The sequence below is a fragment of the Streptomyces sp. NPDC050610 genome (assembly GCF_040654875.1).
Lineage (GTDB): Bacteria > Actinomycetota > Actinomycetes > Streptomycetales > Streptomycetaceae > Streptomyces.
Map to the genome: position 1 here is coordinate 124,630 of NZ_JBFAIV010000002.1, position 24,135 is coordinate 148,764.

The 24,135-nt window shown below is 68.6% G+C and carries 17 protein-coding genes and 1 riboswitch; of the genes, 11 read left to right on the forward strand and 6 right to left on the reverse strand.

The genetic code is table 11. The features are described from left to right. Positions 1-182 precede the first annotated feature (182 nt). Positions 183-1,415 (reverse strand): extracellular solute-binding protein, encoded by a 1,233-nt coding sequence (locus tag AB0I22_RS02810; protein WP_363128800.1) that lies wholly within the window; start codon positions 1,413-1,415, stop codon positions 183-185. Positions 1,416-1,694: 279 nt separating this feature from the next. Here AB0I22_RS02810 and AB0I22_RS02815 point away from each other — a divergent pair, with 279 nt between their 5' ends. The 3 genes from AB0I22_RS02815 to mctP all read left to right on the forward strand — a co-directional run bounded on the left by AB0I22_RS02815 (position 1,695) and on the right by mctP (position 4,668). Continuing rightward, entirely contained in the window at positions 1,695-2,468 is a 774-nt protein-coding gene (locus tag AB0I22_RS02815) for a GntR family transcriptional regulator (RefSeq protein WP_363128801.1), read from the forward strand. Between the two features lie 311 nt (positions 2,469-2,779). Beyond that, positions 2,780-3,037, forward strand: a complete 258-nt coding sequence (locus AB0I22_RS02820) for a DUF3311 domain-containing protein (RefSeq protein WP_363128802.1) — start codon at positions 2,780-2,782, stop codon at positions 3,035-3,037. Continuing rightward, complete coding sequence (gene mctP / locus AB0I22_RS02825) at positions 3,034-4,668, forward strand: monocarboxylate uptake permease MctP (RefSeq protein WP_363128803.1); 1,635 nt, start codon at positions 3,034-3,036, stop codon at positions 4,666-4,668. The genes AB0I22_RS02820 and mctP overlap by 4 nt, the downstream gene beginning before the upstream one ends. Positions 4,669-4,728: 60 nt before the next feature. On the opposite strand, the gene AB0I22_RS02830 is transcribed toward mctP, so the two are convergent. The 3 genes from AB0I22_RS02830 to AB0I22_RS02840 form a co-directional block, all read right to left on the reverse strand. Next, positions 4,729-6,075 carry a hypothetical protein gene (locus tag AB0I22_RS02830; RefSeq protein ID WP_363128804.1) on the reverse strand — a complete coding sequence of 449 codons (1,347 nt, stop codon included), beginning with the start codon at positions 6,073-6,075 and terminating at the stop codon, positions 4,729-4,731. Between the two features lie 113 nt (positions 6,076-6,188). Further along, positions 6,189-7,535, reverse strand: coding sequence for a hypothetical protein (locus AB0I22_RS02835; RefSeq protein WP_363128805.1), 1,347 nt, complete (start codon positions 7,533-7,535; stop codon positions 6,189-6,191). A 345-nt stretch (positions 7,536-7,880) separates the two neighbouring features. Continuing rightward, entirely contained in the window at positions 7,881-8,966 is a 1,086-nt protein-coding gene (locus AB0I22_RS02840; protein WP_363128806.1) for a hypothetical protein, read from the reverse strand. A 320-nt stretch (positions 8,967-9,286) separates the two neighbouring features. Continuing rightward, positions 9,287-9,420, forward strand: a riboswitch (cobalamin riboswitch). A 153-nt stretch (positions 9,421-9,573) separates the two neighbouring features. On the opposite strand from AB0I22_RS02840, the gene AB0I22_RS02845 reads away from it, so the two are divergent. Together AB0I22_RS02845 and AB0I22_RS02850 are read left to right on the forward strand one after the other, a co-directional pair. After that, positions 9,574-11,949: a ribonucleoside-diphosphate reductase subunit alpha gene (locus AB0I22_RS02845; RefSeq protein ID WP_363128807.1), complete on the forward strand. Its 2,376-nt coding sequence runs from the start codon at positions 9,574-9,576 to the stop codon at positions 11,947-11,949. A gap of 107 nt (positions 11,950-12,056) precedes the next feature. Continuing rightward, the gene (locus AB0I22_RS02850) at positions 12,057-13,013 is read left to right on the forward strand and encodes a ribonucleotide-diphosphate reductase subunit beta (protein WP_363129091.1); all 957 of its coding nucleotides are present in this window, start codon (positions 12,057-12,059) and stop codon (positions 13,011-13,013) included. 69 nt (positions 13,014-13,082) lie between these two features. On the opposite strand, the gene AB0I22_RS02855 is transcribed toward AB0I22_RS02850, so the two are convergent. Continuing rightward, positions 13,083-13,268: a DUF397 domain-containing protein gene (locus tag AB0I22_RS02855; RefSeq protein ID WP_363128808.1), complete on the reverse strand. Its 186-nt coding sequence runs from the start codon at positions 13,266-13,268 to the stop codon at positions 13,083-13,085. Between the two features lie 10 nt (positions 13,269-13,278). Further along, positions 13,279-14,169, reverse strand: coding sequence for a helix-turn-helix transcriptional regulator (locus tag AB0I22_RS02860; RefSeq protein ID WP_363128809.1), 891 nt, complete (start codon positions 14,167-14,169; stop codon positions 13,279-13,281). Positions 14,170-14,420: 251 nt separating this feature from the next. On the opposite strand from AB0I22_RS02860, the gene AB0I22_RS02865 reads away from it, so the two are divergent. The 6 genes from AB0I22_RS02865 (at position 14,421) to AB0I22_RS02890 (ending at position 24,128) form a co-directional block, all read left to right on the forward strand. Then, entirely contained in the window at positions 14,421-14,843 is a 423-nt protein-coding gene (locus tag AB0I22_RS02865) for an ATP-binding protein (protein WP_363128810.1), read from the forward strand. A 94-nt stretch (positions 14,844-14,937) separates the two neighbouring features. Continuing rightward, complete coding sequence (locus tag AB0I22_RS02870; RefSeq protein ID WP_363128811.1) at positions 14,938-16,443, forward strand: M1 family metallopeptidase; 1,506 nt, start codon at positions 14,938-14,940, stop codon at positions 16,441-16,443. Between the two features lie 86 nt (positions 16,444-16,529). Then, positions 16,530-16,778, forward strand: coding sequence for a hypothetical protein (locus AB0I22_RS02875; RefSeq protein ID WP_363128812.1), 249 nt, complete (start codon positions 16,530-16,532; stop codon positions 16,776-16,778). 1,765 nt (positions 16,779-18,543) lie between these two features. Further along, a complete protein-coding gene (locus AB0I22_RS02880) occupies positions 18,544-19,146 on the forward strand; it encodes a class I SAM-dependent methyltransferase (RefSeq protein WP_363128813.1) in 603 nt (200 codons plus the stop codon). 285 nt (positions 19,147-19,431) lie between these two features. Continuing rightward, positions 19,432-19,818 (forward strand): hypothetical protein, encoded by a 387-nt coding sequence (locus tag AB0I22_RS02885; RefSeq protein ID WP_363128814.1) that lies wholly within the window; start codon positions 19,432-19,434, stop codon positions 19,816-19,818. Further along, positions 19,815-24,128, forward strand: coding sequence for a polymorphic toxin type 30 domain-containing protein (locus AB0I22_RS02890; protein ID WP_363128815.1), 4,314 nt, complete (start codon positions 19,815-19,817; stop codon positions 24,126-24,128). Before AB0I22_RS02885 ends, AB0I22_RS02890 begins: the two co-directional genes overlap by 4 nt. Positions 24,129-24,135 lie beyond the last annotated feature (7 nt).

A 24,135-nucleotide genomic window follows, 5' to 3' on the forward strand; every position in this document is an offset into this window, starting at 1 on the left:
CCAGGGGCCCGTACGGACCCGGCCGGAGCCGAAAGCCGAAACGCGAGCCGGGAGGCCGGTGCCGCGGCCGGGGAGCCGTCAGCCTGGGGCCGAATAAAAGGGGGCGTACGGACGGAAGTCCGTACGGACCGGGATGCGCCGGTCCGTACGGAGGTGTCGTGCGGGCGCGGGGCCCGCCCGGCTCACTGCTTCTGGCTGAGCCGCTTGTTCATGTCGGGCTCGACCTGCTTGGCGGCCTCGTCGGCGGACTTGCCGCCCAGAACGGCCGTCATGTACGCCTTGATCGGGTTCGGCTCGTTCTCCACCGCGGCCCACTCGGGGACCAGCGGGGTGGTGCCGCCGCCCGCGACGGCGGGGGTCATCGCCTCGGCGGCCGCGTTGCCCTTGACGCTGTCCATCAGGGACTGCTTGTTCGGGACGTTGCCGGCCTCCTTGGCCAGCGCGCCCTCATTCTTGTCGGACAGCGCGACCTTCAGGAACTCCTTGGCGAGGTCCTGCTTCTTGCTGCCCGTGGCGACCGCGAGGTTGGAGCCGCCGAGGAAGACGCCCTCGGGCTTGTCCGCGGTCTCACCGGGGAGCGTGAAGTAGCCGATGTCCTTCTTGATGGCCGGGTTGGTCTCGATGGAGACGTTCGCCTCCCAGCCCATGCCGATGAACGCGCCGGTCTTGCCCTTGCCGAAGACCTGGCCCTGCTGCGGGTTGGCCTCGTCCTTGTCCTTGGGGGCCGTGCTGAACGCCTGGTACTGCTTGTAGATGTCCATGGCCTTGGCGATCTTCGGGTCGGCAAGGTTGCTGACGAGCTTGTTGCCTTCCTTCTTCACCGGGTCGACGCCCTGGCCGATGATCAAGCCGTCGAGGACGTACCAGCTCTGGCCGGGCAGGTAGATCGGGTCGGCGTTGCCCTTCTTCTTGATCGCGTCGAGGTCCTTGAGGAACTCGGTACGCGTCTTGGGCGTGTCCTTGATGCCGGCGTCGGCCCAGATCTTCTTGTTGTAGACGACGACGCGGTTGGCGGCCCACCACGGCGCGGCGTACTGCTTGCCGTCGTAGACGGAGGACTTGTTGATGGACTCCGTCCAGTCGGAGCCGATCTCCTTCTTGAGGTCGGACAGGTCCTCCAGGCCGCCGGTCTGCGCGTACATCGGCGTCTGGGTGTTGCCGATCTCGACCACGTCCGGCGGGTTGGACTCGGAGAGCGCCGTGGTCAGCTTCTGCTGGATGCCGTTCCACTTCTGGATGGTGATCTTGAGCTTGGCGCCCGTCTTCTCCTCGAACTCGGCCTGGACGTCCTTGGTCCACTTCGGCGGATTCGAGCCATCCATGAACCAGACGTTCAAGGTCTCGCCCTTGAAACCGTCGGCACCAGACTTCTTGTCGCCGTCGCCGGACCCACAGGCCGCAACACTCACCAACATGGCCGCGACACCTGTCGCCGCTATGAGCCCACGCTTCACAGCACTCTCCTCAAGGACCGACTGTGGTCTTTAATGGTTTAGACCAGTTCCCGCAGCTTGGCCTAGACCTTTTGGGGTGTCAAGGGTGTATAAGAGTCGCTGTCAGGTCCGTTATCGGACCGACACCTGAGGTCGGACGCTTCGGCACAGGTCCACTCGGGCCGTGTCCGTGCCACGATGTGACGCGAATGGACGGAGGAGCCGGTGACGGCAGCAGGTTCGGAGTCGGGAAGGCGCACCTTGACGACCGACGGAGGCACCACGGAGGGCGGCGCCGTCGGCGCCGCCGGTGTGACGCGCACCGCGCGCGTCCCCAAGTACTACCGCCTCAAACGGCACTTGCTGGAGATGACCGAAACCCTACCCCCGGGAACCCCTGTTCCTCCAGAGCGCGCACTGGCCGCGGAATTCGACACCTCCCGCACGACGGTACGCCAAGCACTCCAGGAACTCGTCGTGGAGGGGCGCTTGGAGCGCATCCAGGGCAAGGGCACCTTCGTCGCCAAACCAAAGGTATCGCAGGCCCTCCAACTCACGTCCTACACCGAGGACATGCGGGCCCAGGGACTCGAACCCACCTCCCAGCTCCTGGACATCGGCTACGTCACCGCCGACGACCGGCTCGCCGGGCTGCTCGACATCACCGCGGGCGGCCGGGTGCTGCGCATCGAACGGCTGCGGCTCGCGAGCGGCGAACCGATGGCGATCGAGACCACGCACCTGTCGGCCAAGCGCTTCCCCGCGCTGCGCCGCAGCCTGGTGAAGTACACCTCCCTCTACACGGCACTGGCCGAGGTCTACGACGTGCACCTGGGCGAGGCCGAGGAGACGATCGAGACCTCCCTGGCCACCCCGCGCGAGGCCGGCCTGCTCGGCACGGACGTGGGCCTGCCGATGCTCCTCCTCTCCCGCCACTCGCGCGACGCGCGGGGCGAGCCGGTGGAGTGGGTGCGCTCGGTCTACCGGGGGGACCGGTACAAGTTCGTGGCGTTGTTGCGGAGGCCCACGGACTGAGGGGCGGGGATGCCGGTCCGGCCGGGGGTACGGGGGTTGCCCCCGGGACAGCACAGCGTGGCGCTGCTGCGGAGGCCGACGGACTGAGGGGCCCCCGCGGACTGAAGCGGCGGCCGACCGGACCGAAGCGAAAGCCTGCGGGTCGAAGCGGCTTGGCAGGTTGGCGGGTTGACGCGCGTACCCGCCTGACCTGCGGGTCCGTGAAGCGTGTCCGTACCGATATGCGGACGGGGGGTGACGTCCGGAGGGCGGCTCCTCTAGATTTCCTGCGCATTACGCAGAAGATCGGTCAAGGGGACGGAGCGCGTGCCATGTCGGAACCACCCGAGGCCGAGCGGAGGCCGGTCGTCACGGCGCCGCTCGTCGTGGCGGGCGTCTGCCTCGTCATCCCCTTCATCGCGATTCTGTGGGTCGGCTCGTACGCGAAGACCGACCCAACCTTCATCGGCATCCCGTTCTTCTACTGGTACCAGATGGCCTGGGTGCTGATCTCGACCGCGCTCACCTCCATCGCGTACGTCATCGTCCGCCGCCACGAGCGGAACCGTAGGGCGGGTGCGTCGCGATGAACCACGGCGTGAACGGCGTCGCGCTCGGCGTCTTCATCTTCTTCTTCGTGGCCGTCACGGTCATGGGCTTCCTCGCCGCCCGCTGGCGGCGCGCGGACAACGCTGCGAGCCTCGACGAATGGGGCCTCGGCGGCCGCAGCTTCGGCACCTGGATCACCTGGTTCCTGCTCGGCGGCGACCTCTACACCGCGTACACCTTCGTCGCCGTGCCGGCGGCCGTGTACGCGGCGGGCGCGGCCGGGTTCTTCGCGGTCCCGTACACGATCCTCGTCTACCCGCTGATCTTCACCTTCCTGCCCCGGCTCTGGTCGGTCTCGCACAAGCACGGGTACGTGACCACCTCGGACTTCGTGCGCGGCCGGTTCGGCTCCAAGGGGCTCTCGCTGGCCGTGGCGCTGACCGGCATCCTCGCCACGATGCCGTACATCGCGCTGCAGCTCGTCGGCATCCAGGCCGTCCTGGACGTGATGGGCGTCGGCGGCGGCGAGAACACCAACTGGTTCGTCAAGGACCTGCCGCTGCTCATCGCCTTCGCCGTGCTCGCCGCCTACACCTACTCGTCCGGGCTGCGCGCACCCGCGCTGATCGCGTTCGTGAAGGACGGCCTGATCTACCTCGTCATCCTGGTGGCGATCATCTACATCCCGATCAAGCTGGGCGGCTTCGACGACATCTTCGCGAAGGCGGGCCACGCGTTCGAGCAGATCAATCCGGCCACCGGGAAGCCGCGCGGCGAACTGGCCAGCGGCGACAAGTCGCAGTGGGCGTACGGGACGCTGGCGCTGGGTTCGGCGCTCGCGCTGTTCATGTATCCGCACTCGATCACCGCGACGCTCTCCAGCCGCAGCCGCAACGTGATCCGCCGCAACACCACCATCCTGCCGCTGTACTCGCTGATGCTGGGGCTGCTGGCGCTGCTCGGCTTCATGGCGATCGCCGCCGGCGTCAAGGTGAAGAACGGCCAGTTGGCGATTCCGCAGCTGTTCGAGGACATGTTCCCGGACTGGTTCGCGGGCGTCGCGTTCGCGGCCATCGGCATCGGCGCGCTGGTCCCCGCGGCCATCATGTCGATCGCGGCGGCCAACCTCTTCACGCGGAACATCTACAGGGACTTCCTCAAGCCCGAGGCCACGCCCGCGCAGGAGGCCAAGGTCTCCAAGCTGGTCTCGCTGCTGGTGAAGGTCGGCGCGCTCGCGTTCGTCCTCACCATGGACAAGACGGTGGCGATCAACTTCCAGCTGCTGGGCGGCATCTGGATCCTCCAGACCTTCCCGTCGCTGGTGGGCGGCCTGTTCACGCGCTGGTTCCACCGGTGGGCGCTGCTCGCCGGGTGGGCGGTCGGCATGGTCTACGGCACGGTGGCCGCGTACGGGGTGGCGAGCCCCACGCAGAAGCACTTCGGCGGCAGCAACGACCAGATTCCGGGCATCGGCGAGATCGGCTACATCGGGCTCACCGCGTTCGTGCTCAATGTCCTCGTGACGGTCGTGCTGACGTTCGTCCTGAAGGCCGTGAAGGCCCCGGACGGCGTGGACGAGACCTCGCCGTCGGACTACACGGCGGACTCGGGCGACCCTGGCGTGCGGACGGAGCTGCCGCCGGCCACGGCGGGCGCGCCGGGCGGGCACTGACGCGTAGGCGTACGGAGGGGCCCCGGTCGTTTTCGGCCGGGGCCCCTCTGTTCGTTCAGGTCAGGAATCGACGCGGCGGACGAAGACGTCCCCGAACCCGTTGGTGTCGCCGGGAACCAAGTTGCCGTCGGCGGAGTAGAAGGCGGCGGTGCGGCCCTCGGCGTCGGTCTCCACGCCGCCCGCCCCCGTCGCGGACGGATCGTCGTCGGCGCCGAGGCCCACCAGCTCGACGTGTCCGGTCTCCCGGTCGCGTACGAACACGTCGGCGGCCTTGTTGGCGTCGCCGGGCACGAGGTTCGTCGCCGAGGAGGTGAAGAACAGCAGCCTTCCGTCGTCGGCGAGCTTCCCCCCGGTGGAGTCGCTGTCGGCCTGGCTCCCGTCCTGCGCGAGCGACTCCAGCGTCGTCGTGCCGTCGTGGAGGTCCCGGACGTAGACCCGCCCTTCGCGGAGCGGAGCCTCCTTCACCACGCCGGGCCAGTAGCTGCTGAAGGCGGCGTACCGGCCGTCCGGGCTGAGCGAGGTGACCCTGCCCCCGTAGGTCTTTCCCTCCCAGTTCACGGTCAGCGCCTGGGTCCGCCCGGTGCGCAGGTCGTGGACGAAGGAGGGGTACTCCCTGGGCTTGGCGACCGAGGGCCCGCCGGGCTCCCGGCGCACCGGCTCGCCGGGCTCCAGGTTGAACGCCTTCGAGGTGAAGGCGATGTGCCGGCCGTCCGCGCTGATGACCGGCTGGGCGGACGCGCGGTTCGCCTGCGTTCCGTCGCTCGCGACGCTCACCCGGCGCGTGGTGTGCGTACGCCGGTCGTACGCGAAGATGTCCTGCACGTCGTTGGTGTCGCCCGGCACCAGACCGGCGCGGCGCGAGGCGAAGGCGACGACGCGGCCGTCTGCGCTGATCGACGGCATCCAGGCGCTGTAGGTCTGCGGGCCGGGGGCCGGACCGGCGCCGACGCGCTCGGTGCGGCCGGTGCGCCGGTCGCGTACGAACACGTCCTGCGCGCCGTTGTCGTCACCGGGCACCAGGTTGGCGGCGTACGAGGCGAACGCGACATACCGGCCGTCGGCGCTGATGGAGGCGTCGGACGACCAGCCGTCCGCTTGTGTGCCGTCCGCGGCCACGCTGACGCGCTCGACCCGCTTGGTCCGCAGGTCCTTGACGAAGACGTCCTCCTCCGCGTTGGTGTCGCCGGGCACCAGGTTGGCGGCGGCGGAGGTGAATACGGCGAAGCGGCCGTTGCCGGAGATCGCCTCGGTGGAGGAGGCGGCGTCGGCCTGTGTCCCGTCGGCCGCGACGCTCACCCGCTCCGTGTGCGGCGGCGCACCGGGCCCCGCCCAGGCCGCCCCCGCAGGCAGCAGCACCGCCGCGCAGACCGCGGCTCCCACGACGGTGCCGCGCTTGAATCTGCCCATTCCGTGTCCCTTCCGGACATCGATCGCCGCCGGGCCGAGAGAATCGGCCCGGCGGTCGGCCAAGTGTTGGGCCGTTTAAGGAAGTTGATCGGCGCTGTCCGCGCCATCGGCTTTCAGTGTCCGAGGCGCCGGACGAAGACGTCCGAGACGTCGTTGGTGTCGCCGGGGACCAAGTGGCCGTCGTCGGAGTCGAAGACGGCGACGCGGCCTGCGGCGTCGACGGCGACGGAATCCGTCCACATCGTGGACTGGCTGTCGTCGGCCGCGAGACTCACCAGCTCGACGTGCCCGGTCTCCCGGTCGCGTACGAACACGTCGCCGGTGTTGTTGGCGTCGCCGGGCACGAGGTTGGCCGCCGAGGAGTGGAAGAACAGCAGCCGGCCGTGGTCGGCGAGCTTCCCCCCGTAGGAGGCGCTGTCGGCCTGGCTCCCGTCGGGCGCCAGCGACTCCAGGGTCGTGGCCCCCTTCTGGACGTCCCGGACGTAGACCCGCCCTTCGCGGAGCGGAGCCTCCTTCACCACGTTGGGCCAGTAGCTGCCGAAGACCGCGTACCGGCCGTCCGCGCTGAGCGAGGTGACCCGGCCCCCGGCGGTCTTCCCCTCCCAGCTCACCGTCAGCGCCTGGGTCCGCCCGGTGCGCAGGTCGTGGACGAAGGAGGGGTACTCCCTCGGTTTGGCGATCCCGAGCCCGCCGGGTTCCGGCCGCGCCGGCTTGCCTGGCTCCAGGTTGAACGCCTTCGAGTAGAAGGCGACGTGCCGGCCGTCCCCGCTGACGACCGGGAAGTACGACGACAGGTTGCCCTGGGTGCCGTCGGTCGCGACGCTCACCCGGCGTGTGGTGTGCGTACCGCGGTCGTACGCGAAGACGTCCTGCTCCCCGTTGGTGTCGCCCGGCACCAGATCGGTGCGGCCCGAACCGAAGGCGACGACGCGGCCGTCGGCGCTGATCGACGGGCTCCAGGCGTCGGGGCTCGGCGTGCCGGCGACCGTGCCGCCGCTGACGCGCTCGGTACGGCCGGTGTGCCGGTCGCGTACGAACACGTCCTCCGCGCCGTTGTCGTCGCCGGGCACCAGGTTGGCGGCCGCGGAGGTGAACGCGACATAGCGCCCGTCGGCGCTGACCGAGGCCTCGGACGAGGCGGCGTCCGCCTGCGCGCCGCCGGTGGCCACGCTGACGCGCTCGACCCGCTTGGTCCGCAGGTCCTTGACGAAGATGTCGGCAGCGCCGTTGGTGTCGCCCGGCACCAGATTGGCGGCGGCCGAGCTGAAGACCACGTACCGCCCGTCGGCGGAGATCGTCTCGGTGGCGGAGTAAGCGTCGGCCTGCGTCCCGTCGGCCGCGACGCTCACCCGCTCCGTGTGCGGCGGCGCACCGGGCCCCGCCCAGGCCGCCCCCACCGGCAACAACGCGGCCGCACAGACCGCGGCTCCCACAACGGCTACACGCTTGGATCTGCCCATCTCGCGTCTCCCCCAGTTCAGAATCTGACGTGCCGGATGAAGCTGTCCTGCGCTTCGTTGGTGTCCCCGGGCACCAAGTGGTCGTCTCAGGCCGGAAGGGCGAGTGCGAGGGCGGCCGGGCCGATGACGCCCGCGCGTCCGAGTAAGTGCCCGGGTACGTCCATTCCGGCTCTCCCCTCCCGAGACTCTTCCGTGGCCGCCGAGCCAACTCTGTCGGCCGTACACGGTCAACGCATGGGACGGTCGACAGGACCGCAATACGCCTGTTGCAGCAGGGGAAACCGAGGCTCGTGTCCTACCCCGTGCCATGCCCGGCGGCCAAGGGGTGAACGGCGTCGGTCTTCGTCACTCCCCGAGACTCCGGATGAAGACGTCCGAGGCCCCATGGGCGCCGCCGGACGCCGAGCCGCTGTCGACGTGCGCCGAGCCGCTGTCGCCAGGTGCCGAGCGGCTGTCATCGGGCGCCAGACGGCTGTCGTCGGAGTCGAGGACGGCGGTGCGTCCTCCGGTGCTCGGATGGTGCACATAGGAAGAGCGCTCGCGGGACTTGGCGACCGTGGGTGCGGTGGCGTCCAACGCCGGCGACGGCGACTGTCCGGCGCCGCGGTAGGGGGCCCGTGGCGTGACGGCGATGCGCCTGCCGTCCGCGGCGACGACCGTCCAGGCGGTCGCCGCGCCCGCCTGGGTCCCGTCGCTCGCGACCCTCGCCCGCCGCGTGACGTGCGTACGCCGGTCGTACGTGAAGACGTCCCGCACGCCGTGGGCGCCGCCCGGCGCCAGGCCGTCGCGGCCGGAGGCGAAGGCGACGACGCGGCCGTCGGCGCTGATCCCCAACGCCCGCACGTCGCGGGCCGCTCCGGCGCTCGTAGCGCCCGTACCGCCCGTACTGCCCGTACTGCCCGTACTGCCCGTACCGCCCGTACTGCCCGTACCGCCCGTACCGTCGGAGACGTCGGCGCCGTCGCCGGTGATCCGCTCGGTGCGGCCGGTGCGGCGGTCGCGTACGAAGATGTCGTCCACGCCGTTGGCGTCCCCCGGCACGAGGTTGGCGGCCGCCGAGGAGAAGGCGACGTAGCGGCCGTCCGCGCTGATCGCGGGGTTCGCCGACCAGGAGTCGGCCTGCGTGCCGTCGGCGGCGACGGTGACGCGCTCCACCCCGCCCGTCCGCAGGTCCTTGGCGAAGATGTCCGCCTGGCCGTTGGTGTCGCCGGGCACCAGGTCCGCGGAGTCCGAGGCGAAGACGGCGTAGCGGCCGTCCGCGGAGACGGCCGCGCCGCCGGAGGAACCGGCCGGCCGCGCGCCGTCGGAGGCGGCGGCGGCGATCCGTTCCGTACGCGGCGCCTCCGGCCAGGCGGCGGCGGCCGCCACCGGCAGCAGCACCAGCGCGCACATCCCTGTCCCGACGACGGCTGTGCGGGTGCGTTTGCCCATCTCGTCCCCTCCTGGGGTGCCGCTTGCCCGTGGCTCTCGCGTCCGGTCCCCGCCGCCGCGGACGAGCCAACTCCGCCGACGGTGGACGGTCAACGGATCGGGCGCGGGACCAGACGTCAATACGCTTGTTGCAGCAGGGAAAACCGGGGCTCGTGTCATGCGCAGGCAGCGGGCCGGGGCCCGCGCGCATGGCGGAAAATCGGCGAAAACGCGGTGGGGACCCGGCAGAATCGCGGGGGAAGCGCGACGGCGCCACTAGCACATTCACCCCACTTCCTGCGGAGAGCGACACAAGATGTGGGGGTGCGTGCGACCGCCAGCACAAGATGTATGCTCATGCTCGCTGTCGTCGCAGGGGAATCCGGTGCGAATCCGGAACTGTCCCGCAACGGTGTATGTGTGCGCATTTACGTACCCATGAGTCCGATGACCTGCCGAGAGCACGCCCCTGGCCGAGCCGCCATACCCGGCCTGGGCGTCGAATACGTCCGGGCCTCGCGGGTTGGGCCGGTGGACGCGGTGCGGCGTGCCCTTTTCCGGGTCGCGCCCGTACGCGCCCGTCGCCCCCTCCCTCCTGGCCCCCTGCCGAGCGAGGGAGAGCCACACCGTGACCATCGCGCCCGCCGATCCGGTTTCAGAGGTAGCGTCCGACGGCCCGGGTACCGCGCTGCTGCGTACCCTGACCGACCTCACCGCCGATCTGCCCGCCACCGACCCGGGCAAGGTCGCCGCCGCCGCGCTGCGCGGCCGCCATCCCGGTTCGGACGCGGCCGAACTGCGGTCGCTGGCCACCGAGGCCGCCGCCGGCCTGATCGCCGAGGAGCCCGAGTACTCCCGGCTGGCCGCGCGGCTGCTGACCCGGGCCATCGCCGACGAGGCGGCCGGCCAGGGCGCGCTCTCCTTCTCCGCCTCCGTCGCCACCGGCCACCGCGAGGGGCTGATCGCGGACGAGACCGCCGCGTTCGTCACGGACCACGCCGCCCGGCTCGACGCCCTGGTGGAACGGGCCCTCGCCGACGGCGCCGACGACCGCTTCGGCTACTTCGGGCTGCGCACGCTGCACAGCCGCTACCTGCTGCGCCACCCGCTGACCCGGCAGGTCATCGAGACCCCGCAGCACTTCCTGCTCCGGGTCGCGTGCGGCCTCGCCGAGGACCGATCCGTACGGGCCCTGGACGACGTCGCCGAGCTGTACCGGCTCACCAGCACGCTGTCCTACCTGCCCTCCTCCCCCACCCTCTTCAACTCCGGCACCCGGCACCCGCAGATGTCGTCCTGCTACCTGCTGGACTCCCCGCTGGACGAGCTCGACTCGATCTACGACCGCTACCACCAGGTCGCACGGCTCTCCAAGCACGCCGGCGGCATCGGCCTCTCGTACAGCCGCATCCGCTCCCGCGGCTCCCTGATCCGCGGCACCAACGGCCACTCCAACGGCATCGTCCCGTTCCTGCGGACCCTCGACGCCTCCGTCGCCGCCGTCAACCAGGGCGGCCGGCGCAAGGGCGCGGCCTGCGTCTACCTGGAGACGTGGCACGCGGACATCGAGGAGTTCCTGGAACTGCGCGACAACACCGGCGAGGAGGCCCGGCGCACCCACAACCTCAACCTGGCGCACTGGATCCCCGACGAGTTCATGCGCCGCGTCGAGGCCGACGCCGACTGGTCGCTGTTCTCGCCGGCCGACGCGCCCGAGCTGGTCGACCTGTGGGGCGACGAGTTCGACGCCGCGTACCGCGCGGCCGAGGCCGCGGGCCGGGCCGTCAAGCAGATCCCGGCGCGGGTCCTCTACGCCCGGATGATGCGCACCCTCGCGCAGACCGGCAACGGCTGGATGACGTTCAAGGACGCCGCCAACCGCACCGCGAACCAGACCGCCGAGCCGGGCCGGGTCGTGCACTCCTCCAACCTGTGCACCGAGATCCTGGAGGTCACCGACGACGGCGAGACGGCCGTCTGCAACCTCGGCTCGGTGAACCTCGCGGCGCACCTGGGCACGGACGGCGAGATGGACTGGGAGCGGCTCGACGCCACGGTCCGCACCGCCGTCACCTTCCTCGACCGCGTCGTGGACATCAACTACTACCCGACCGAGCAGGCCGGGAACTCCAACTCCCGCTGGCGGCCCGTGGGTCTGGGCCTGATGGGCCTCCAGGACGTCTTCTTCCGGCTCCGGCTGCCCTTCGACTCCCCCGAGGCCGCCGAGCTGTCCACCCGCATCTCCGAGCGGATCATGCTCGCCGCGTACGAGGCGTCCGCCGACCTCGCCGAGCGCCACGGCCCGCACCCGGCCTGGTCCGCGACCCGTACCGCGCGCGGCGTGCTCCACCCGGACCACTACCCCGACGCCGAGCCGACGTGGGCCGACCGGTGGGCGGCGCTGCGCGCCCGTATCGCGAAGACCGGCATGCGCAACTCGCTGCTGCTGGCCATCGCGCCGACGGCCACCATCGCCTCGATCGCGGGCGTGTACGAGTGCATCGAGCCGCAGGTCTCCAACCTCTTCAAGCGCGAGACGCTCAGCGGCGAGTTCCTCCAGGTCAACGCCTACCTGGTGGAGGACCTGAAGAAGCTCGGCGTGTGGGACCGCACGACGCGGGACGCGATGACGGAGGCCAACGGCTCGATCCAGGAGCTGGGCTGGATCCCCGCCGAGGTGCGCGACCTGTACCGCACCGCGTGGGAGATCCCGCAGCGCTCGCTGATCGACATGGCGGCGGCCCGTACGCCCTACCTGGACCAGAGCCAGTCGCTGAACCTGTTCCTGTCCTCGCCGACGATCGGCAAGCTCAGCTCGATGTACGCGTACGCCTGGAAGCGCGGCATCAAGACCACGTACTACCTGCGCTCGCGCCCGGCGACGCGCATCGCGCAGTCGGCGCGCGCGGCCGCCCCCACCCCCGTACCGCAGCAGGCGAGCGACCCCGACGACGCGATCGCCTGCTCCCTGGAAAACCCCGAGTCCTGCGAGGCCTGCCAGTAATGACCACCACCCCTGAGAAGACCGCGGCCGAGACGAAGGCTGCCGAGACGACCGAAAAGATCGCGAAGAACCTCCTCGACCCGGGCTTCGAACTCACCCTGCGCCCGATGCGGTACCCGGACTTCTATGACCGCTACCGCGACGCGATCAAGAACACCTGGACCGTGGAGGAGGTCGACCTCCACTCCGACGTCGCCGACCTCGCCAAGCTCTCGCCGGGCGAGCAGCACATGATCGGGCGGCTGGTGGCGTTCTTCGCGACGGGCGACTCGATCGTGTCGAACAACCTCGTCCTGACGCTCTACAAGCACATCAACTCCCCCGAGGCACGGCTGTACTTGAGCCGTCAGCTCTTCGAGGAGGCCGTGCATGTCCAGTTCTACTTGACGCTCCTCGACACCTACCTCCCCGACCCGGAGGACCGCGCGGCGGCCTTCGACGCGGTGGAGGAGATCCCCTCCATCCGGGAGAAGGCGCAGTTCTGCTTCAGGTGGATGGACTCGGTCGAGAAGATCGACCGCCTGGAGTCGAAGTCGGACCGCCGCCGGTTCCTGCTCAACCTCATCTGTTTCGCGGCGTGCATCGAGGGCCTGTTCTTCTACGGAGCCTTCGCCTACGTCTACTGGTTCCGCTCCCGCGGCCTGCTCCACGGCCTGGCGACCGGCACCAACTGGGTGTTCCGTGACGAGACGATGCACATGAACTTCGCGTTCTCGGTCGTCGACACCGTCCGCGAGGAGGAGCCCGACCTCTTCGACGACGAGCTGGAGCGCCAGGTCACCGACATGCTCAAGGAGGCCGTGGAGGCGGAGCTCCAGTTCGGCCGCGACCTGTGCGGCGAGGGCCTGCCGGGCATGAACACCGAGTCGATGCGCGAATACCTCCAGTGCGTCGCCGACCAGCGCCTGCTCCGCCTGGGCTTCCCGGCCGTGTACGGCTCGGAGAACCCCTTCTCCTTCATGGAGCTCCAGAACGTCCAGGAGCTGACCAACTTCTTCGAGCGCCGCGCGTCCGCGTACCAGACGGCGGTGGAGGGCTCGGTCTCCTTCGACGACGACTTCTGATCGTTCCGGGTTCGAGGTGAGGGCCGACGCGCCGGCGGGGGGGGGTGACTCCGCCGGCGCGTCGGCGTTTCAGCTTTCGGCTTTGACGGTCCTCAGGAACGCGCTCCAGGCGGGACGGCTCGTCGCGAGTGCGGTGCCCGGGGCTTCACTCTCACGGAGACGGATGCGGCCGTCGATGTCGGCAGTCACCTCGACGCACTCACCACTGGTGGCGCCTCCGCTGAAGCTCGACTTCTGCCACTGATGCTCTGGCATGGCATTCCTTTCACGGCGCGTACAACAGATGCTGAATGAGCCCGAGGGAGTCTTTCCGCACATGGAACTCGGGTTCGACTCTCAGGTCAATCGGCGGCAGGGCCACAGCGCTCAAGCGGCTGAAGGCATCGGAGAACTGGGCAAGTTGCGCCTGACCACTGACGAACGGTGAGGAGATGGGGTGCTCCACGTAGACAGTGTTCAGCTCAGGCACGGCACCCTCGAATACCACGAACGGCGCACCGAAGGGGGCCGGGTAGGCAGCGGCCTTGAAGGGCAGGATCTCAATACACACATGCGGCAGTCGGGCCATCTCCACCAGATGCTCGACCTGGCGTCGCATCACTTCCGCGCCCACGAACTGCATATGCAGAGCCGCCTCATGGATGACCGCGTGGAAGGCTGTCAGGGAACCACCTGTGAGCATGCGCTGGCGGTGCTGCCGGAATTCGACGGATAGCTCCATAGTCTGCGGTGATGCTTCCGGCTCACCGCCTTTGAACAACGCTCGGGTGTACTCCGGGGTCTGAAGCACGCCCGGCACGTATAGCCATTGGAAGGTCTTGCACCCGGCACAGGACGCCTCCAACTCCGCGAGGTCAAGGGCATCCGCTGACAGCACCTTGCGATAGTCGGACCACCACCCCCTGCCTGTCGATGCCCCCATGGCCACCAGCCCATCAACCAGGGATTCATTCTGGCAACCATAGGCGGCAGCCAATGCACGGATCTTCGCCTCAGGAATGGCCGTTCGAGCCGCTTCGATGTGCCCCAGATGCGGCGCGCCGAGCCCCGCGAAGGATGCGGCCTCCGCGACCGACAGGCCTCCCACATCACGTAGTCTGCGCAGCTCGACACCCAACCTTCGTTGTCGCTGCGTCGCGTTGGCCCGAAGACCCATGTCGCCTCCCTAACGATTGCGAGCAGTCTGCCCGCCAGCGGGCGAACGGGGCCACTCGTTGGGAGCAAATCCTCCGATCTGGTTGCCGATCGGAAACCCAACTCTCTACCGTCAGAGACACATCGCCCGCTTCGGCGCTACACGCCGGATTGCATTGCAGGCACGCCCAGGTGACGCCACCTCACTGTGATGCCCATACCGAAACCGTGTCGCGTCAAGGCCGGCCCCTTGGTGACCAAAGGAGTCACGCCATGTGTCCCAGCACCGCGACCGCCGAACCGCGCCCCGACTTCTCTCTCGTCTTCCCGCCCCGCCCCGGATGGGTCCGTACCGCCCGTGACGCCATGCGGACCGCGCTCGCGGCCGCCGACCGGGCGGATCTCGCCGACGTGGCCGTCCTGCTCACCTCCGAAGCCGTCACCAATGCGGTCAACGCCTCTATCGGCAGCGGGTGTTCGGCGCCCGTGACCCTCTACGCCGAGTGGGACGCCAAGGGAGCGCTGCGCGTCCTGGTCCACGACGGTGCGCCGGGACTGCCCGAGGAGGGTGTGCCGAGCGACGCGCAGGAGAACGGGCGGGGGCTGCTGCTCATCGGGGCGTGCGCTTCCGAGTGGGGGGTGTGCGCGCACGGGCCGGGGCCCGGGAAGGCCGTCTGGTTTCAGCTCGCTGGGTGATCCATGGGACGGGCGGCGCAACCCGCGCCCCGGCGGGACGTCTGGTCGGCGAAGGCACTTTCCGGTGCCGGAGTACCGACCGAAGGAGAGTCCTATGCAGTTGGCCGGCCGCCGTACGGGCACGGGCGGGGTCACGGGGCTCAGCCCCGTGCTGCTCGCCGCCACCCGACCTGTGCGCAAGCCGCGTTCCTCGACCCTCCTGGCCGCATTGGCGGGCAGCCTGGCGCTGTCCGCCCTCGCCACCGGGCCCGCGTCGGCCGCCATCGGCGGCACCGGTGTGGGCGACCCGTACTTCCCCGACGACGGCAACTCCGGCTACCACGTCTCGCATTACGACGTGCACGTCGGCTACGACCCCGCCCATGTCGACCACCTCGACGGCGACACCACCGTCACCGCCACCGCCGACGAGGCCCTCGACGGCTTCAGCCTGGACCTGAAGGGCTTCACGGTCGCCTCCGTCACCGTCAATGACACCCCGGCCAAGACGTTCTCCCGCTCCGGCGCCCACAAGCTGGACATCACTCCCGCCCAACAGCTCGCCAAGGGAGCAAAGTTCACGGTACGCGTGCGCTACGCGGGCAAGCCGGTCGGCAGCAAGTGGCAGCGCATGAAGGACGGCGGCGCGTACGTCTCGGGCTCGCCGCACTCGTCGCGGGACTGGTACCCGAGCAACGACCACCCCTCGGACAAGGCCACCGTCCAGCTCACCGCGACGGTCCCCGACGGCTGGACCGCGATCGGCAGCGGGCTGCCGGGCAAGACCACCACCGGCAGAACCGCCGACGGCAAGGCCACCAAGACCTTCCGCTGGCACGAGGACAGTCCGATGGCCACCTATGTGACCGCCTTCGCCGTCGACAAGTTCACGGTGCACAAGTCGAAGCTGAAGGACGGCAAACCCGTCGTCATCGCCTACAGCCCCGGCGCCAATACCAACCAGGAGTGGGAGGACCAGCTCCCGGAGATCATCGACTTCTTGTCGTCGAAGTTCGGCCCGTACCCGTTCTCCTCCGCCGGCGGAATCGTCGTCGACGGAGGAGACGGCCCTATGGCCATGGAGACGCAGAGCCGCCCCACCTACAAGGGGTCGATGCCGGACGAGGCAATGGCACACGAGATCGCCCACCAGTGGTTCGGCGACAGCGTCTCGGTGGCCGACTGGCGCAACGGCTGTCTCAAGGAGTGCTTCGCCCAGTACTCCAACCAGCTCTATCACGAGCACTTCCTCGGTTCCGACCTCGACAAGGGCTACTACCGCGACACGGTGGAGGAGAACAAGAACGACCCTACGTACTGGAACGTCAAGCTCTACGACCCCGGAAAGGGCGAGGAACTCGACGGGGCGCTCTACGCGAAGGGGGCGCTGATGGTGCACGCCCTGCGCCGCACCGTCGGCGACAAGGCGTTCTTCGCGACCCTGAAACAGTGGACCCACGACCACCGTGGCGGCAGCGCAACGTGGGCGCAGTTCGAAGCGCTCGCCCAGAAGACCTCCGGAAAGGACCTCTCCGGATTCTTCAACGCCTGGGCACACAGCACGAAGATCCCGGAGAAGAAGTACCTCTACCCGGGATCACTGGCAAAACTGGCGAAATAGCCCCCTGATCAGAACCCAATGAACAAACGGGGTGCGGCAACCCACCAAGATGCCGCACCCCGTACCCCCGCGCCTCCTGCACCCCGTTGCCCCCTAAACCGCGGGGCGACGACAAGCCGGGCAAGGGGTTCGACGTCCTGCTGACCTTGGTCACCACCGGCGGTTCGGACGTACTGGCCGCCGGCCTGGGCGTTGAGGTCGAGGCGTCGGTGGCGGCGATCGCCACGGGCGTGCCGACTGGTGCAGTCTACGAGGGCGTCTTCTCGATGACCATCGACGCGGTCCGAATCTGCTGCGCCAACTGCAACGATCTTCTGCCGTTCATGCCGAATTAGTTCTGCTCAGAGCGACTCGACCAGCTTCACAGACTCCGCAACAGGAAGCAAAGGATACTGCCGCCTAAGCGTCCGGGCAGCTACCAGGACCCCACTTTCCTCTCGAAGTCTCCGGAGTTCCACCTCATCCACGGAGCCACGAAACTCGTCGAGCGAGGCAAATCGCCCACTGAACCAGTCCCGCCGCTTTCGTTGTCCGGCATAGGCTTCAGCGATTCCTGGGAGAACAATTCCCACCACAAGAAAAACTCCCAGCAACGGCTTACTACCGACCTGGTAGGAAAACACCGCGGCTACAAAGGCAGCAAAAGATCCACACCACAATCCGACGCGCAACCCATACATAGGCTGTCAGGCTCCTTCACGGTCAGGCTGTTCAGGCTGTTGCGTCCGGCCACTTTCCTGCGGGGAAGGCGCTCTTGGAGTGCGTTCCACCTCCAACCTTTGACATACTGGTTCATTCTTTCTTGGAACGGGCCATTTACTAACAGCGCGTCCACGCGGAGGCATAGGAGGCGGCGGTGGCGGGATATCGCTGGAGGACCCTTGTTGGGTCCCACTCCGCGTGAGCAACTCCCGGTTCTCCCGGTAGTGCCGCCTACCGGCCATCGGCACCCAAACTGCCGCAATCACGCACAGTACTCCGATGCAGAAAAGCGGAACGCTCCCCTCCGTGAACCGCCCTGCCGCCATGCCCCAACCATTTATCAGCATCAGACCAAAACCGATCAGGCTGAAGATAACCCTGAAGGAGCGGGAGGCGGGGGCCGCTATCTGCTCGTAACCCTTGATCGCGCTGCGCGCACGCCCTGCCTCCAGCGCGTCAGGGCTCAGAGCGGCGCGCATCGACGCGTTCCCTCGCCAACCGTTTCGAGGAACGGTGGCGGACGCAAGATGCAATCTCGAATTCTCCGCACGGCGACGGGCAAGCGGATCGTCATCCCGAAGAAACGTGAGGCGGTAGCGGCGGGACCGACTGTCGACCTTCATTTCGTGGAGCTGATATCCCAGCTCGTAGGCGACCGCCGTCGCAGTATCCATTCGAGAACGCTGACTTCTATAGAACTGCAATTCAACTCGCCCTCTGCCGTCGAACTGCTCCATGAGTTCGCCGCGTCCCATCAGCCACGCCTCGCTTCCGACATACTGGTCTCCTACCGAGCGCTACTCAGACGGAGGCCACTATACCCGGGCGGATGCCACGGCCGGGTTGCCTTAAGCAGCCCCGGATTCAAGAATGCCCCATTGCTCACAAATATCCGCTCCGCCGAGCTGATTTCCGAGGCGAGTGCCCAATTGATGGCCATATAGAGAGCGTTCAACAGCCCCATAACGGCCTCACACTTGCCAACCATTTCAACCATGGCTTTTGTGATTTCAACGGCCGCTCTCGCAGAGGCGGATCATTTCGTCCGGAGCGGATGCGAGGTGGACGCGCGGGCGGAAGCGCCGGCATTGCAGGAAGACTTAAGGAGGACTTCTGCCAGTCGAGCGTAGGCAAGATCGGCATCGTTTAGACGTTGTGAAGGATTCGGCGGATGAGTTCGGGCGACTCGGCGGGGGCGAGCGCCATGGATTTCATGCGGCCCAGTACGAAGCGGTGTTTGTCCAGTTGGACCGTATCGAGCTCATACGTCCACCGTGCCCGCACTTTGCGGTTTCGGCAAAGAACTTTGCCTCGCCGCCGAAACCAGCGCACCTTGGCGTCGGCGGTGGTCGCCCTCCGTCGACCACCCCCGCACAACCGACGAGAGGACCGACCGCCATGGACGCCCAGCACTGGGACGACATGTACCGCAGCCGCGATCAGGTATTCAGCGGCAACCCCAACGCAGTGCTCGTCGCCGAGGCCAGCGACTTGTCACCGGGCCAGGCGCTCGACGTCGGGTGCGGCGAAGGCGCCGACGCGCTCTGGCTGGCCCGGCGGGGCTGGCGGGTCACCGCGGTCGACGTGTCCGAGGTCGCCCTGCGACGCGCCGCCGCCGCTGCCGCCGACGTCAGCGGGCGCGTGGCGTGGGCGCGGGACGACCTCACCACCACCCCGCCCCCGGTACGCGCCTTCGACCTGGTGTCCATCCACTACTTCCCACTCCGCCGCGAGCCAGGACACTCGGCGCTGTACGGGCTCCTGGACGCCGTCGCGCCCGGCGGCACCCTGCTCTTCGCCGCCCACGTCCTCTCGGACCTGATCGACCACCGGGACGGAGACTTCGACCCCGCCGACTTCTACCAGCCCGACGACATCGCCCAACTGCTCGGCCCCACCTGGAACATCCTGATCAACGAAACCCGCCCCCGCACCGCCCCGGCCCCTCCCGGCACCCACCACACCCACGACGCCGTCCTCCGAGCGCTGCGCCTGTCATGAGCGGCCGTATACGGCTGAATCAGACACGCCGCTCCGCCGACCCCCTGTCATCTTTTTGGCAGTCCCGCAAGAGGGCCGCTGGTCTCCGGGCCCGGCATGGCTGTGCCCCCTGCCCGCCCCTGTCCCCATAACCCCATGCCCCATGTCCGATGTCACCCCGAAAGCCCTCCCCCCTTTACCCACCCATTGCGCACCATTGGCCGCCTCATGGCGCTCGCTTCCTAAGGTGAAGGTTTGCGCGGAGGTTGGTTTCGCGGGTGCATGGTTTCGCGGGGGAGGCACGCGGTGGGCGAGGGGCACGACAGCGGCAAGGTCCTGAACATCAAGACGGCTGACATCAAGTCGGCCGCGCCGGTTTTCCGGAAGCAGGGCGAGAAGCTGAGCGACGCGCTCAAACTGCTGATCACGACGTTGGACGGGTACGACGAGCCGTGGGGCGACGACAAGCCGGGCAAGGAGTTCAGCAAGCAGTACGTCCCGAACCAGAAGAAGCTGGAGCAGGCGACGGGCATCGCCGTCCTGGGCCTGGTGAGCATCCACGAGGCGCTCGACGACATGGCGGACGGGCATGTCGACAACGATGAGCGGATCGCCGGGATCTTCGCCAAGGAGAAGCACCAGGACGGCGGCGAGCACGGCAAGGGCTCCGAGCACGGCAAGGGCCCCGAATGAACGTCGAGGAAGAGGCCAAGAAGATCCTCCTCAAGCTCGGCATGTGGTGGCCGGATGCCAATTCCGGGACGCTGCGGCACGCCGCGGACGCGTGGCGGACGTTCGCCGGCAGCGTCGACGACGTACGGGGCGCGACCAACCGGTCGGCCACCTCCCTCATCCACAACAACACGGGTGAGGCGATCGACGCCTTCAGGACGTTCTGGGAGCGCTACGCCAAGGGCGAGGACGGCGGCTGGCTGAGCGACCTGTCGAAGGCGTCCGAGAAGACGGCCAAGGGGCTGGAGAAGTTCGCCGACGTAGTCGATGACGCCATCAAGACGCTGTGGGAGCAGATCGGCATCGACGCGCTCGCGATCGCGGGCGGGGTCCTGCTGACCGTGTTCACCGCCGGCGGTTCGGACGAACTGGCCGCCGGAATCGTGGAGATGGCGGCCAGTCTGGGCATCGAGGTCGAGGCGTCGGTGGCGGCGATCGCCGCGGGCATGCTGACCGGTGCGGTCTACGAGGGCGTCTTCTCGATGACCATCGACGCGGCCGTCGCCCAGCCGGTACGGATCGCGCTGGGGCAGCAGCACGGATTCAGCCTGACCGAGGTCTCCCACGCCGCGGAGACCGGCATGATCTGGGGCGGGTTGTTCGGCGCCGTGGGCCCGATCACAGCACGGGCGGGACAGTTCGACGGGTACAAGAACCTGCTGCGCCCGGACCTGCGCCCCCACCTGATCGAGGAGGGCCCGCTCGCCCGCCCGGCGGGCAAGACCCCCTGCAAGGGGGAGCCGGTGGATGTGGCCACCGGGGCGATGCTGATGTCGCAGACGGACGTGGAGCTGCCGGGGAGCCTGCCGCTGCTCTTCGAGCGTACGCATTTGTCGTCGTACCGGGCGGGTACGTGCTTCGGTCCCACCTGGGTCTCGACGCTGGATGAGACGTTGCAACTGGACGCGCGGGGTGTGGTGTTCGCGGCGGCGGACGGGGCGCGGCTGGTGTATCCGGTGCCGCGGCCGGGCGAGGCGGTGCTGCCGTCGAAGGGGGCTCGCTGGCCGCTGGAGTGGGACGGCACGCCGGACGGCGTCATCACCGTCACCGACCCGTACACCGGTGTCGTACGCACCTTCAGCCACATCGCGCCCAGCGCGGCCGAGGGCGCGGTGCAACTGCCCCTGGAATCCTGGCAGGACCGCAACGGCGCCCGTATCGACGTGGAACGCGCGGAGGGCGGGGTCCCGGTAGGGCTGCGGCATTCGGGCGGCTACTACCTCGCCGTGGACACGCGGGGCCCCCGGATCACGGCACTGCGCCTGCTGGACGAGGCGCCGTCGGCGTACGAGCAGGGGCCCTCGGCAGCCCCCGCCGGCGGGACGGTGGTGATGCGCTACGCCTACGACGCGACGGGCAACCTCACCGAAGTCGTCAACTCCAGCGGCAAGCCCCTGCGCTTCACCTACGACTCCGAAGACCGGATCACCTCCTGGACCGACCGCAACGGCACCTCCTTCGGGTACGTCTACGACGGCCGGGGCCGGGTGATTCGTACCGAGGGCAGCGACGGGGTCTTCAACGGCTCCTTCGCCTATGACGACGGCGCGCGCACGACGACGTACACGGACTCGCTCGGCCGGGAGACGGTCTGCCGGTACAACGCGGACGGCCAGGTGATCGCGGAGACGGACCCCCTGGGCCACGTCACGCTGACCGAGTGGGACACCCGGGGCGAGAATCCCATCTCCGCTACGGACCCCCTGGGCCGTACGACGCGCTACGTGTACGACGCGGCGGGCAACCTCACCGAGCTGACGCTGCCGGACGGCGCCACGGCTCGGGCCACGTACAACGAGCTGCGCCGGCCGCTGGAGGTGCTGGAACCCGGCGGCGCGACGTGGCGGCATACGTACGACGAGCGCGGCAACGTCCTGACGACGACGGACCCGGCCGGGGCGGAGACGCGCTACGCGTACGGCCCGGCGGGCCACTTGGCGTCGGTGACGAACGCGCTGGGCCACACCCGTACGGTCTCGTGCGACGCGGCGGGCCTGCCGGTAGCGGTGACGGACGCGCTGGGGCACACGACCACGGTGACGCGGGACAGCTTCGGCCGCGTTACGGAATCCACCGATCCGCTGGGCCACACGATGCGGATGGCCTGGACGACCGAGGGCAAGCCGAGCCGACGCGAACTGCCGGACGGCACACGCGAGACCTGGCAATGGGACGGCGAAGGCAACCTCCTCACCCACACCGACCCCGCGGGCAACACCACGCACCAGACCTCCACCCACTTCGACGTCCCGGCGACGCGCACGGACCCGGACGGCACGTGGTACGCCTTCGCGTACGACACGGAGCTGCGGCTGACGGAGGTGACCAACCCGCAGGGCCTGACCTGGTCATACGCGTACGACGAGGCAGGCCGCCTGGCGTCGGAGACGGACTTCAACGGCCGGACGCTGGCGTACGAACACGACGCGGCGGGCGGCCTGACGTCGCGGACGAACGGCGCGGGCGAGGTTCTCCGCTTCGAGCGGGACGCCCTGGGAAGGGTGGTGGAGCAGCGCGGCGGCGACGGTGACGAGATCACGACGTATGCCTACGACGCGGCCGGCGCGTTGGTCGGGGCGACGAACGCGGACGCGGCACTGGTCATCGAGCGGGACGCGCTGGGGCGAGTACTGACGGAGTCGGTGAACGGCCGTACGACGAGGTACGCGTACGACGTGCTGGGCCGCCGCACGCGTCGGGTGACGCCGACCGGCTTGTCGTCGGAATGGACGTACGACAAGGAGGACCGCGCGACCGCCCTGCGCTCGGACGCGGGGACACTGGCCTTCGCCTACGACGCGGCGGGAAGGGAAACCGAACGGGCCCTGGCCGGCGGTGCGACCCTGACACAGACCTGGGACAAGAACGACCGCCTGACCACCCAGACAATCCGCGCCGCCCAAGCGGACGACCTGCTGCAACACCGCGCCTACGCCTATCGCCCCGACGGCTACCTCACCGAAATCCGCGAACTGACCTCAGGCACCCGCCGTTTCAACCTGGACGCGATGGGCCGAATAACGGGCGTCAACGCCCACGGCTGGACAGAACGCTACGCCTACGACGGCGCCGGCAACCTGACACAAGCCGAGGCCCCGGCACACGAATCACCGGACGAACGGGAATTCACCGGCACCCTGCTCCGGCGGGCGGGCCGTACTCGGTACGAACACGACGCGCAGGGCCGCCTGACCCGCAAAACCCGCAAACTCCTCAACGGCCAGACGAAAACCTGGACATACGAGTGGAACGCGGAGGACCGCCTCACGGATGCGGTCACCCCGGATGGCGAAACCTGGCACTACACGTACGACCCGTTGGGCCGCCGAATAGCGAAGCAACGCCTCGGCGAAGACGGCAAGGTGGCGGAGGAAACAACCTTCGCCTGGGACGAAAGCCGCCTGGCAGAACAACTCTCCCCCACCGGCCGAGCCACCACCTGGGACTACGCCCCCAACACCCACCGCCCCCTGACCCAGACGGACCACCGCCCGCTGACCCGGGCGGCGGGCGAGTCGCTGATCTCGAAATACGCGGAATCCTCGGACCCGACCGAGGCCACCCGCTTCCACGCCATCATCACCGACCTGGTCGGCACCCCGACGGAGCTGGTCACCGAAGCGGGCGAGGTGGCCTGGCAGCACCGCACAACATTGTGGGGCACGCGCTTCCCCACCCCAACGGACACCAGTACCGTCGACTGCCCTCTCCGCTTCCCGGGCCAATACGCTGACGCGGAGACCGGCCTCCACTACAACTACTTCCGCTATTACGATCCAGAATCCGCCCGCTACATCAGCCCGGACCCGTTGGGCATCACTCCAGCACCCAACCACCACGCGTATGTCCGTAACCCGCATACCTGGACAGACGGTCTGGGCCTTGAGGGCTGCCCTACACGCATCAAGGACGGTGGGTGGGATCTACGCGATAGAAATCCGATGGACATCGTCCCGTCGGATGCGCAGAAGCGCACCCTCACGCCCGACTCCAATGGTGGAGCGCAGGCGGGAGTTGAATACAAGTGGACGGACAGCGAGACGGGAAATGTCGTCCGAATGCGAGTCCACGGCCCAGACGGAAACGCCCCGACTGGTTCAAACGCCCATAACGGGGATGTCTACCGAGTCTCAATCGGAGGGAAATACCAGGACGTCGAGGGCAACCTGTATCATCGACAAGTACATAACCCAAACAGTCCTCACTATAACCCATCCGCCGCGAACGGAACGCACGTTCCGTGGCCCAGCAATTATCCGCTTCCTTACTGACTCAAGG

Excerpts from the sequence above, each read along its gene's own strand:
- mctP (WP_363128803.1), top strand. The coding sequence starts at position 3,034 with ATGAACCACGGCGTGAACGGCGTCGCGCTCGGCGTCTTCATCTTCTTC.
- AB0I22_RS02830 (WP_363128804.1), bottom strand. The coding sequence starts at position 6,075 with ATGGGCAGATTCAAGCGCGGCACCGTCGTGGGAGCCGCGGTCTGCGCG.
- AB0I22_RS02860 (WP_363128809.1), bottom strand. The coding sequence starts at position 14,169 with ATGGGTCTTCGGGCCAACGCGACGCAGCGACAACGAAGGTTGGGTGTC.
- AB0I22_RS02850 (WP_363129091.1), top strand. The coding sequence starts at position 12,057 with ATGCGGTACCCGGACTTCTATGACCGCTACCGCGACGCGATCAAGAAC.
- AB0I22_RS02890 (WP_363128815.1), top strand. The coding sequence starts at position 19,815 with ATGAACGTCGAGGAAGAGGCCAAGAAGATCCTCCTCAAGCTCGGCATG.
- AB0I22_RS02870 (WP_363128811.1), top strand. The coding sequence starts at position 14,938 with ATGCAGTTGGCCGGCCGCCGTACGGGCACGGGCGGGGTCACGGGGCTC.
- AB0I22_RS02820 (WP_363128802.1), top strand. The coding sequence starts at position 2,780 with ATGTCGGAACCACCCGAGGCCGAGCGGAGGCCGGTCGTCACGGCGCCG.
- AB0I22_RS02835 (WP_363128805.1), bottom strand. The coding sequence starts at position 7,535 with ATGGGCAGATCCAAGCGTGTAGCCGTTGTGGGAGCCGCGGTCTGTGCG.
- AB0I22_RS02855 (WP_363128808.1), bottom strand. The coding sequence starts at position 13,268 with ATGCCAGAGCATCAGTGGCAGAAGTCGAGCTTCAGCGGAGGCGCCACC.
- AB0I22_RS02880 (WP_363128813.1), top strand. The coding sequence starts at position 18,544 with ATGGACGCCCAGCACTGGGACGACATGTACCGCAGCCGCGATCAGGTA.
- AB0I22_RS02865 (WP_363128810.1), top strand. The coding sequence starts at position 14,421 with ATGTGTCCCAGCACCGCGACCGCCGAACCGCGCCCCGACTTCTCTCTC.
- AB0I22_RS02810 (WP_363128800.1), bottom strand. The coding sequence starts at position 1,415 with ATGTTGGTGAGTGTTGCGGCCTGTGGGTCCGGCGACGGCGACAAGAAG.
- AB0I22_RS02840 (WP_363128806.1), bottom strand. The coding sequence starts at position 8,966 with ATGGGCAAACGCACCCGCACAGCCGTCGTCGGGACAGGGATGTGCGCG.